Raw genomic sequence first — 7,003 nt, 5'->3', positions numbered from 1 at the left:
ATGATGTGCGGCATTGAATTTAGCTCTAAGAATGTAAGAGGAAAAAATGGCTACTGTTAGCACCAATGAATTTAAAGGCGGCTTGAAACTCATGCTTGATAACGAGCCTTGCGTTATCTTGGAAAACGAATACGTTAAGCCGGGTAAAGGCCAAGCGTTCAACCGTGTAAAAATTCGTAAGCTTCTTTCTGGTAAAGTGCTAGAGAAAACCTTTAAGTCTGGTGAAACTTGTGAAGTTGCAGACGTAATGGATATCGACCTAGATTATCTATATAACGATGGCGAATTCTACCACTTTATGAACAATGAGACATTCGAGCAGATCGCTGCAGACGTAAAAGCGGTAGGCGACAATGCTAAGTGGTTGGTAGAAAACAACACTTGTATGCTGACTCTTTGGAACGGCAACCCAATTGTGGTAACGCCACCAAACTTCGTTGAGCTAGAAGTTACTGATACAGATCCAGGCCTAAAAGGTGATACTCAAGGTACTGGTGGTAAGCCAGCGACACTTTCAACTGGCGCTGTAGTACGTGTCCCACTATTCATCGCAATCGGTGAAGTGATCAAAGTAGATACTCGTTCTGGTGAGTACGTCGGTCGCGTAAAATAAGCCTGACCTTGGTCAAGTTTGAGAAAAAGGTCACTGCGGTGGCCTTTTTTGTTTTTCCCTAAGAGGATTGATGTGCCACAATTCTCGTTCAAGTAAGTGTGACTAAATTGGTATTCATGAAACAGTCTTTAATTATTTGGCTTGATGCCGCTCGTCCTAAAACATTGCCACTGGCATTGGTCTCTATTCTTACGGGTAGTGTATTGGCGTATTCCACTCATCAGTTTTCGCTTGTTGTTGCACTACTTGCTTTTGTTACTGCAACGCTGCTACAAATTTTGTCTAACTTAGCCAATGACTATGGTGATGCTGTTAAAGGTACCGACAACGCAAATCGCTTAGGTCCAATACGTGCAATTCAGTCTGGTTCGGTGACTCAGAAAGATATGAAACAGGCGATGATCATCAATGTCGTGTTGACCATTGTTTCAGGGTTAGCATTGGTGATGTATGCGCTGGAGAGCTTGCAGAGTATCCTCGCTTTTATTGGCCTGGGCATTCTCGCCATTATTGCGGCGATCGCTTATACCGTCGGAAATAAGCCTTATGGATACGTTGGTTTAGGCGATATTTCAGTATTTATCTTCTTTGGCCTACTGGGTGTCGCGGGAACCTATTTCCTTCACACGGGTATTGTTGCACCTTTACTCGTTTTACCTGCGATTGGTTGTGGTTTACTCGCGGTTGCCGTGCTCAATATCAACAATATGCGCGATATCGAAAACGATGAAGTGTGTGGTAAGCGAACCGTAGCAGTTCGTCTCGGACAGAAGCGCGCTAAGCAGTATCACTTTGCGCTGCTCGCGGGGGCTGTCGTGGCTTTTGCAACATATTTGATTCATCAACCAAGCCCCATATGGATAAGCTTACCGTTTTTATTGAGCTTACTGGTCACCTTTAAACATGGTCGAGCTGTATGGCTTGCAGAGAAACCAGCGCACATTGCCCCTATGATGCCAGTTATCGTTAAGTGCTCGATGGTGACTAACTTATTGTTTGCTGGAGTGGTTATAGCTCAAACTCTGGCTAGTTAAATGATACATGTCATTGCAATGACTTAATGACCTTATATACTCGATGGAGATAACCAACGGTATGGGAAGGAATACTATGGAATACAATACCTCTGCCTTGTGCGACATTTATCTAGATCAAGTTGATGTTGTCGAGCCAATGTTCAGCAACTTCGGTGGTAGTGCGTCGTTCGCCGGCCAAGTCACAACGGTTAAATGTTATGAAGACAATGGTTTGATCCGTGAGATTCTCGAACAAGATGGATTAGGACGTGTGCTGCTGATTGATGGTGGTGGCTCGTTACGCCGTGCATTGATTGATGCTGAGCTGGCCTCTCTTGCGGAAGAGAATGAGTGGGAAGGTATTGTTGTCTATGGCTGTGTTCGCGAGGTTGATGAGCTTGAAGATATGAGCATTGGTATCCAAGCTATTGCCTCTATACCTGTTGGTTCAACAGCCCAAGGTGTTGGTGAAATCGATATTCCGGTGAATTTTGGTGGTGTTACCTTCCTTCCTGAAGACTATCTGTATGCCGACAATACTGGCGTGATACTTTCTCAAGAGCCTCTCGATATTGAGCTAGAGGTCGAAGAGGAAGAAGATCTAGCGATTGTAGATTAGCTTGCACAATTAAACTGAATTTAAAACACCGACTTTATGTCGGTGTTTTGCTTTAGGCGCTAGCGGTGAGATGCTGGGCTCTCAGCTTGAGTGCGTATAAGTAGCCGAGAACACCGCCAATAATGTTACCTGTCGCGATGCCGATAAACAGTCCTTCAATCTGGTAGATTTGCCCACCAAGCCATGCGCAGGGCAAGGTAAACAAAAATAGCCGCATAAAGCTCCATTGAAATGCCTTGATGGGTTCATGTAGTGCGTTGAGCCCTGAAACCAGCATCATCATCACTCCTAGGAATCCATAGCTAAAGGGCACAACCAATAGATAGTGCCATAGTAGGTCTTTAACCTCTTGCTCTTGAGAGAATAAGGCAGCAAGAGGAATACTCAGTGGTACCATCATAACGAAGATACCGGCCTGAAATACCATAGAAAAGCGCATACTCAAGAACAGTCCGGCGAAGCTACGTTGAGGATTATTCGCGCCCATGTTCTGGGCAATAAATGGTGTTAATGCAGAGGTAAGAGACATCAGTACCAAGATCAGGATCGATTCAACTCTTTGCGCTGCACCGTAGGCCGCTACAGCTGCGGTACCATGAGTGGATAACATCATCATTAGTATTGCCCCCGATAACGGAGTAAGTGCATTGGAGAGTGCTGCGGGAGTGCCTATTTTGAGAATCTTTTGCCAATCTGACCATAATGTTTTAGAGCAAGGTAGAGCCAGTAGCTTTTCACGCTTGATCAGTACATATAGCGAACCAATTAAGGCGCCAAGCCAACTTAACCCACTGGCAATGGCGGCACCTTGAATACCTAGTTCAGGGAAAGGTCCGTAACCAAAGATCAGCAGCGGGTCGAGCACGCCATTGATCAGGCCTGCAAGCATCATGATCTTAGCGGGTGTTTTGGTATCTCCTGTGGCACGAATTGCGCTATTGCCCGCCATAGGAATGACCAAGAGAGGAATTGCGAGATACCACACATCCATGTACTGGTGGATTAAAGGTAGCAGTGATTGCTCTGCGCCTAGAAAGACAAACAGGGGCTGAATAGTGAATAGACCCAGTGATGAGGCGATAGCAACTAACAGTACAGCGAGCAATAACCCATGAGAGGAGAAGCGTGCGGCCACGGTAGATTGACCTTGCCCTAGCAGACGGCCGATATTGGTCGACAGTCCCATGCCAATTCCCATAGTGATACAGTTGACCGCAAAGGTGACAGGAAAGGTATAGCTAATCGCAGCTAACGCTTCAGTACCAAGCAAGGAGATAAAAAAGGTATCGACCAAGTTGAACATCAGGATCGCAATCATGCCAAACGTCATGGGAACGGTCATCTGTCTAAGTACTAGGGGAATCGAACCTGTTAGAAGGCCATGCTTATCCTGCATTCGGTACAACTATCGTTAGTGTGGAAAAGCGTAGGATACTTGATTGATGTGCCTGACACAAAAAAGGCCAGCTTGCGCTGACCTCAATGAGAATTTTTCAAATAAGAAGAAAAATTATGCTTTAGCTGCTGCCGCTGCTTTAGCAATTGCTGCGAAGCTCTTAGCATCTAGAGATGCGCCACCAACTAGAGCACCGTCGATGTCTGGTTGTGAGAAGTAAGCTTCTGCGTTTTCAGGCTTAACAGAACCACCGTATTGGATGATTACTTGTGCTGCAACTGCTTCGTCTTTCGCTGCGATTAGAGCACGGATAGAAGCGTGGATACGCTGTGCATCTTCAGCTGTTGCTGCTTTACCAGTACCGATAGCCCAGATAGGTTCGTAAGCGATGATTGCGTCGTTTAGTGCTTCAACACCGTAAGCGTCGATCACTGCGTTGATTTGACGTGCACATACTGCTTCAGTTTCGCCCGCTTCGTTTTGAGCTTCAGATTCACCGATACAGAAAACAGGCTTAAGGCCGTTCTCTTTTAGGAAGTTGAATTTCTTAGCGATGAACTCATCAGATTCGTTGTGGTATTCACGACGCTCAGAGTGACCGATGATGATGTGAGTCGCACCGAAGTCTTTTAGCATCTCTGGAGACATATCACCAGTGAATGCACCGCTGTTGTTTAGGTCAGTGTTTTGAGCACCTAGGATGATCTTGTTACCGCCTTTTTCGATTAGCTGCTCAGCTAGATCGATGTAAAGCGCTGGTGGAGCTACAGCTACGTCAACACCTTCAACGCCTTCTAGTTCAGCGTTAAGACCAGTTAGCAGCTCTTTTACCATTGCTTTGCTGCCGTTAAGTTTCCAGTTACCCATTACTACAGGACGACGCATAGGAATATCTCCATATTTAATCAATTAATGTAAAAAATCTTCGTAAGAATATAACAGATAATATTGGGGAGATCATGATTACCGTCATGTCTTACATGGATATCAGCCACTGGTTTGAGCTGTGGCAACTCAAATCTGGTGTTATTCTCCTTTGTATCAGTGATCCATAGAGCAAATCGGTAGGAATTGACTCGGAATTCAGTAGAGAAATTGGTAATAGTGTTTTGGACTTTTTGATTATTGTGAAACTCTCTTACATTTGAGGACAGCTATGCCGAACCTAGTAATGGAATACTCTAGTTCAGTGGATGATCGCGTTAATATTCAAGGCTTGCTTGAAGACTTGCATCAAGTGGCGTTAACGTGTGGGTTATTTGATATTGGCTCGGTAAAATCTCGCTCTCTGCGTAGCCATAACTGGTTAGTTGGTGAAGCAGGTGATAGTGTCGATTTCATCCATATTAACTTTGAGCTGCTGGACGGAAGAACAGCAGAGCAGAAGCGGGAGTTGTCACGGCAACTGATGGCAGTGTTGCAACAGCAAGCTGGCCATGTGCATAGCTTGACGGTTAACGTTCGTGATATGGACAGAGAGTGCTTTCAAAAAGTAGTTAATTAGATTAGCGGGATTCGCCCCGGTTGTTTTGGTTTTGTTTAGGTATTGATGATGTCGATTAAAGAATTACTGTTCTCGTTCCAAGGTCGTATTGGGCGTAAAACATACTGGATTTGGAATGTGGTTTACTATCTGATGATTGTAGGTTTTGCGTTAGGAGTGAATGCACTGTTCCCTGCAGTGGCGCACCTGATTTTGCCGCTATTCTTAATTGTTATCCTTATACCTGATTTGGCAATCACGGCTAAGCGCTGGCATGATCGAGGTAAGTCGAGCTGGTGGCTGCTGCTTAACATTCCACTCGTTTTTGGTCGTATGACAGTGCCTGTCGGTGGAGCCGCGGCGGCTACTCAACCATCACTACTTCAAGCAGGAATGTCATTTGTTGCGTTGGCGTGTGGTGTTTGGATACTTACTGAGTGTGGTTTCTTGAAAGGCGAAGAGGGTGATAATCAGTATGGTCCAGAAGGGAGATAGAACGCTGCGCTCCGAGAGCGGGCTCCGCCCTGCGAGAATTTAGAACGGGCTGCGCCCTTCGAGATAAGAGCGTTTCTATATGCTGTCATCGAGAGCGACGAAGGAGCGAATAGGGAATCTCAATCCGCTTGCAACTCGCTATCAGAGATCCCCAACTCACTCGTTCCTCATTCTTGAGGATGACAGAATTAATCTATTGAAATAAGAAGGGTTGGCACAAAGTGCCAACCCTTAATCATTTTTGTGCTCCTCGCTACTTCCTCAGTAAAACCTCTTCCACTTTATGATCTTGACCCTTTTTCAAGATTAAATGGGCTCGCCCTTTCGTTGGCAGGATATTGGCGTCTAAGTTAACGCCGTTAATCGACTGCCAAATGCTTTGGGCTTTTTCGATTGCTTGTGGCTCATTAAGTTGGGTGTAATGGCTAAAGTAGGAGCCGGGTTGAGTGAAAGCGCCTTGGCGGAACTTTAAGAAACGTTCGACATACCACTGTTCAATGGTTTTACTCTCTGCATCAACATATAAAGAGAAGTCTAAGAAGTCGGAGACAAACACACGGTGTGGATCGTGTGGGTAGTCCATACCACTTTGCAGAACGTTCAACCCTTCAATGATTAGAACATCAGGTCTATCAACGACTTTTACTTCATCGGTGATGTCATAAGTAATATGTGAGTAGACGGGCACTTCAAGATTCGGCTTGGCTGCCTTTACGTCGGAGACAAATTCAACCAAACGCTTAATATCATATGACTCAGGGAAGCCTTTGCGATGCATAATGCCGCGTTCATCTAGCATTTTCTTTGGGTATAGAAAGCCATCGGTGGTGACGAGTTCGACTTTGGGGTGGTTATCCCAGCGTGACAATAAAGCCTTCAGCAAACGGGCTGTAGTGCTCTTCCCCACGGCGACACTCCCGGCGATACCAATAATAAATGGCGGTGTGGAACCTTGATTATCAAGAAAGTTGTTTAATACTGAGTTACGGCTTTGCCTTGCTGCGACATAAAGATTAAGCAGCCTTGCGAGAGGTAAGTAGATCTCTTCAACCTCTTCCATCGTGAGGTCTTCGTTAACACCTTGCAGTTCAACCAGATCTTTCTCTGATAATGTCATCGGCACTGAATTGCGTAATTCTGCCCATTGTTGACGATTAAATGAGAGATACGGAGTCATAGTCATCCTAACTTGGTTTCACGATAGAGCAGCGAAAATACAACAACCGACCAAGATTGCAAACGACATCGTCGACATTCGGGATATTTTTGTCGATAAATTGGGCGAATTTTCAACAAATAACCCCAATCAGGAGAAAAAGAAGTTTTTTTTTAAATTTCCTATTGCAAGGCAGAAAATCATTCAATAGAATGCGCACCACTT

Annotated in this window: 8 protein-coding genes; 5 read left to right on the top strand and 3 right to left on the bottom strand. The window is 45.1% G+C overall.

Going from position 1 to position 7,003, the window contains the following annotated elements:
- Nucleotides 1-46: 46 nt before the first annotated feature.
- From efp to rraA, 3 genes are all read left to right on the top strand, one after another.
- Entirely contained in the window at nucleotides 47-613 is a 567-nt protein-coding gene (efp, locus tag QTO00_RS11615) for an elongation factor P (RefSeq protein ID WP_038203787.1), read from the top strand.
- 116 nt (nucleotides 614-729) lie between these two features.
- The gene (locus QTO00_RS11610) at nucleotides 730-1,647 is read left to right on the top strand and encodes a 1,4-dihydroxy-2-naphthoate polyprenyltransferase (protein WP_331424960.1); all 918 of its coding nucleotides are present in this window, start codon (nucleotides 730-732) and stop codon (nucleotides 1,645-1,647) included.
- Nucleotides 1,648-1,723: 76 nt separating this feature from the next.
- Entirely contained in the window at nucleotides 1,724-2,248 is a 525-nt protein-coding gene (gene rraA, locus QTO00_RS11605) for a ribonuclease E activity regulator RraA (protein WP_038203792.1), read from the top strand.
- Between the two features lie 52 nt (nucleotides 2,249-2,300).
- On the opposite strand, the gene QTO00_RS11600 is transcribed toward rraA, so the two are convergent.
- Both QTO00_RS11600 and tpiA read right to left on the bottom strand, forming a co-directional pair.
- Entirely contained in the window at nucleotides 2,301-3,644 is a 1,344-nt protein-coding gene (locus QTO00_RS11600; protein ID WP_331424959.1) for an MATE family efflux transporter, read from the bottom strand.
- A gap of 114 nt (nucleotides 3,645-3,758) precedes the next feature.
- Nucleotides 3,759-4,529, bottom strand: a complete 771-nt coding sequence (gene tpiA / locus QTO00_RS11595) for a triose-phosphate isomerase (RefSeq protein WP_038203795.1) — start codon at nucleotides 4,527-4,529, stop codon at nucleotides 3,759-3,761.
- Nucleotides 4,530-4,800: 271 nt separating this feature from the next.
- Between tpiA and QTO00_RS11590 the strand changes: the two genes are divergently transcribed.
- The gene (locus tag QTO00_RS11590; protein ID WP_331424958.1) at nucleotides 4,801-5,148 is read left to right on the top strand and encodes a 5-carboxymethyl-2-hydroxymuconate Delta-isomerase; all 348 of its coding nucleotides are present in this window, start codon (nucleotides 4,801-4,803) and stop codon (nucleotides 5,146-5,148) included.
- 48 nt (nucleotides 5,149-5,196) lie between these two features.
- Entirely contained in the window at nucleotides 5,197-5,622 is a 426-nt protein-coding gene (locus tag QTO00_RS11585) for a DUF805 domain-containing protein (RefSeq protein WP_331424957.1), read from the top strand.
- A 253-nt stretch (nucleotides 5,623-5,875) separates the two neighbouring features.
- Here QTO00_RS11585 and coaA read toward each other — a convergent pair whose 3' ends face one another.
- On the bottom strand, nucleotides 5,876-6,799 hold the full coding sequence (gene coaA / locus QTO00_RS11580) for a type I pantothenate kinase (protein ID WP_331424956.1): 924 nt from the start codon (nucleotides 6,797-6,799) through the stop codon (nucleotides 5,876-5,878).
- Nucleotides 6,800-7,003: the final 204 nt, after the last annotated feature.

The organism is Vibrio sp. M260118, from assembly GCF_036533755.1.
Classification (GTDB): Bacteria; Pseudomonadota; Gammaproteobacteria; order Enterobacterales; family Vibrionaceae; genus Vibrio.
The sequence above is the reverse complement of the archived record's forward strand: the minus strand, read 5'-3'. Positions and strand labels throughout refer to the sequence as shown.

Coding starts and splice junctions, on each gene's coding strand:
- efp (WP_038203787.1), top strand. CDS start 47: ATGGCTACTGTTAGCACCAATGAATTTAAAGGCGGCTTGAAACTCATG.
- QTO00_RS11610 (WP_331424960.1), top strand. CDS start 730: ATGAAACAGTCTTTAATTATTTGGCTTGATGCCGCTCGTCCTAAAACA.
- rraA (WP_038203792.1), top strand. CDS start 1,724: ATGGAATACAATACCTCTGCCTTGTGCGACATTTATCTAGATCAAGTT.
- QTO00_RS11600 (WP_331424959.1), bottom strand. CDS start 3,644: ATGCAGGATAAGCATGGCCTTCTAACAGGTTCGATTCCCCTAGTACTT.
- tpiA (WP_038203795.1), bottom strand. CDS start 4,529: ATGCGTCGTCCTGTAGTAATGGGTAACTGGAAACTTAACGGCAGCAAA.
- QTO00_RS11590 (WP_331424958.1), top strand. CDS start 4,801: ATGCCGAACCTAGTAATGGAATACTCTAGTTCAGTGGATGATCGCGTT.
- QTO00_RS11585 (WP_331424957.1), top strand. CDS start 5,197: ATGTCGATTAAAGAATTACTGTTCTCGTTCCAAGGTCGTATTGGGCGT.
- coaA (WP_331424956.1), bottom strand. CDS start 6,799: ATGACTCCGTATCTCTCATTTAATCGTCAACAATGGGCAGAATTACGC.